Here is a 2,612-nt window from a genome sequence, read left to right on the forward strand (position 1 = left end):
TATAGCTATAGCCAAATAAGTTAAGACATAAAAACCAGAAGAGTGTTGCGGCGCAAAGCGCCGCAACACTCTTCTGGTTTTTGTTTTTGTCCTAACATAACTGGCTACTGCTATAACTAGTTTGATTCTCTGGGGTTAAGTGATATTGTGTATTTATTCGTTCAGTAAGTAGTAAACGAGAGGGATTTGTTTGACTCAGTCAATTAATCTACCCAAGCTAGACGATTTTTTGCAAGAGCTTGCGACAATACAGCAACAAGGCTCAAAGCGAATTGCGTTTTTAGGCTCCCGCCATGTGCCATTGACTCACCAACTGCTGATCGAACTGCTCAGCTACGCCTTGGCACTATCTGGTAACAGTATTATTACCTCTGGGGCAACAGGTACAAATTTTGCGGCAATCCGTGGTGCTTTAAGGGCTGACCCTAATTTGTTGACCGTAATTCTACCGCAGAGCCTTGATAAACAGCCCTATGAGTCTCGCGAACAGTTAGAAAATGTGATTCATTTAATCGAGCATAGTGAAAATGACACTTTATCTTTGGCTGAAGCGAGTAGTCTGTGTAACCAAGAAATTATTTCTAAGTGTCAGCAACTAATCTGCTTCGCGTTTCATGGCAGCGAGACTTTATTGCAGACTTGCCAAGATGCTGAAGAACAACGCAAAGTGGTAACTCTGTTTTATTTCGATTGATTATTTTGACTAATTATTTTGACTGATTTTATTCTGAATGCGATTTTGACTAAACAATAAGTAGCTGGGTAAAATTGATTATAAGACTCCAAAAGCTGTAGCGCAGGCTGCACTTGCCCCATAGCTTTTGATTCTGGGTTTTAATTATACCCAGCCACTTAGGAAAGACTATTCAGACCGATTTCTAGATCAATCACTGTTTTTTAGCACTGTTTTCTAGACTAATGACTGTTTTATAGATTTTATAGATAAAAACTATGAGTAAGACAATTAAGGGAAAAGTATTTGTATTAGATGACAACATCGATACCGATCAAATTATTCCTGCGGAATATCTCACCCTCGTTCCTTCTAAGCCCGATGAATACGAGAAGCTTGGTAGCTATGCCATGATTGGATTACCTGATCGCTACGATCGCTTTATTGCTGAAGGCGAGAGCAAAACTATCTATGCGATTATCGTCGCAGGCGAAAATTTTGGTTGCGGGTCTTCGAGGGAACATGCACCGATCGCTCTTGGGGCGGCAGGACTTGAGGCAGTGGTTGCTCAGTCCTACGCGAGAATTTTCTTTCGCAACTGTACCGCGACGGGCGAGCTATATCCTTGGGAGTCGGTCGAACGTTTAATTGATAACTTTAAGACTGGGGAAGAAGCGACAATTGATTTCGATCGCGATGTCATTATTAATGAAACCACTGGCATGACTTTTGCTCTGAAGTCTTTGGGCGATGTCCGTCCTGTCATCGATGCTGGGGGCTTATTTGATTATGCTCGGCAAACGGGTATGATTCCAACTCGCGCATGAAAATCGCGTATAAATAACGCGTATAACAAATATTTATGTCTTACCACATTCGCATCCACGATCGCCAAAACGATAAGTTTTACGAAGCCGATATCGAAGGCGATCGCTATATTCTCGAATCCTTAGAATCACAGGGGATCGAGCTGCCTTTCTCCTGTCTGAATGGTGCTTGTACAGCCTGCGCCATGCGCGTAAAGTCGGGGACGATCGATCAGCATGAAGTAATTGGGCTGTCCAAAAAATTGCAAGATGAGGGGTATGCCCTAATTTGTTCTGGCTATGCGCAGTCAGATCTAGATCTAGAAACTCAAGATGAAGATGAGGTCTATCGCCTCCAGTTTGGCAACTTTTTTGCCAAACGCAAACGCCACTGGTTTCAGTTGGGCATTCCCATCGATCATGACTAGATTTTGTAAAGGACGCTTTGCATCCTTTACATTTTGAATTGGATGTGCTTCAGTCTATGAGTTCTAAAATAGGGAAAAAAGAAGTAATTGCCTCATCTACGCCACGTTGGTTGGTATTGACGGGAATATTAGTTGTATTTTTAATAGTTGCAAATATCGTGCTTGCATTTATGCAGCCTAGCGATCGCATCAATGGCGAGCTATGGTTGATCAATCGGGTAATTAGTGGTCAAACCGTTGAAGCTTCAGTGCTGAACAATCCCAATATGACCGTACAGAGAGTGCGCCTGTTAGGATTAAGTGCCCCTCTCAAAGAACAGGCTCCTTGGGGTGATCGAGCTCGTCAGCGATTATCGGATTTGGTCAAAGAACAGAAAGTGATTCTGGAATTTGATGTCAAGCAAAAGGACAACTCCGATCGCTTACTTGCCTATATTTGGAAAGATAAATTATTAGTCAATCAATATTTGGTCGGCGAGGGTTTAGCGATCGCCGATCCCTATCCTCCCAATAGCAAGTACGATGCGCGAATCAGTCGTGCTCAATCAAAAGCAAGATTACAAGAATTGGGGATATGGGATACTCAAAACCCATTACGCCTTAGCCCTAGAGATTTTCGTCGCCAATTAAGTAATTAACATCAGTTCGGGTTAAGGTGGCAAACCCTTTCTCAATGCCCGTTTCAAATTATCCCGAACTCACGTT

General features: G+C 42.6%; 4 protein-coding genes. All 4 read left to right on the plus strand.

What is annotated here, in order from left to right:
• The first annotated feature begins 190 nt into the window (after positions 1–190).
• On the plus strand, positions 191–694 hold the full coding sequence (locus AC805_RS04010) for a hypothetical protein (protein WP_009627999.1): 504 nt from the start codon (positions 191–193) through the stop codon (positions 692–694).
• 257 nt (positions 695–951) lie between these two features.
• Positions 952–1,500: a 3-isopropylmalate dehydratase gene (locus tag AC805_RS04015; protein WP_055074217.1), complete on the plus strand. Its 549-nt coding sequence runs from the start codon at positions 952–954 to the stop codon at positions 1,498–1,500.
• A 35-nt stretch (positions 1,501–1,535) separates the two neighbouring features.
• Positions 1,536–1,907 (plus strand): 2Fe-2S iron-sulfur cluster-binding protein, encoded by a 372-nt coding sequence (locus AC805_RS04020; RefSeq protein WP_055074218.1) that lies wholly within the window; start codon positions 1,536–1,538, stop codon positions 1,905–1,907.
• A 56-nt stretch (positions 1,908–1,963) separates the two neighbouring features.
• The gene (locus tag AC805_RS04025; protein ID WP_055074219.1) at positions 1,964–2,545 is read left to right on the plus strand and encodes a thermonuclease family protein; all 582 of its coding nucleotides are present in this window, start codon (positions 1,964–1,966) and stop codon (positions 2,543–2,545) included.
• Positions 2,546–2,612 lie beyond the last annotated feature (67 nt).

The sequence above is a fragment of the Pseudanabaena sp. 'Roaring Creek' genome (genome assembly GCF_001402795.1).
Taxonomy (GTDB): Bacteria; Cyanobacteriota; Cyanobacteriia; order Pseudanabaenales; family Pseudanabaenaceae; genus Pseudanabaena.

Bases quoted from the DNA above. Each gene is read 5' to 3' on its own strand.
- AC805_RS04025 (WP_055074219.1), top strand. From the start codon at position 1,964: ATGAGTTCTAAAATAGGGAAAAAAGAAGTAATTGCCTCATCTACGCCA.
- AC805_RS04015 (WP_055074217.1), top strand. From the start codon at position 952: ATGAGTAAGACAATTAAGGGAAAAGTATTTGTATTAGATGACAACATC.
- AC805_RS04020 (WP_055074218.1), top strand. From the start codon at position 1,536: ATGTCTTACCACATTCGCATCCACGATCGCCAAAACGATAAGTTTTAC.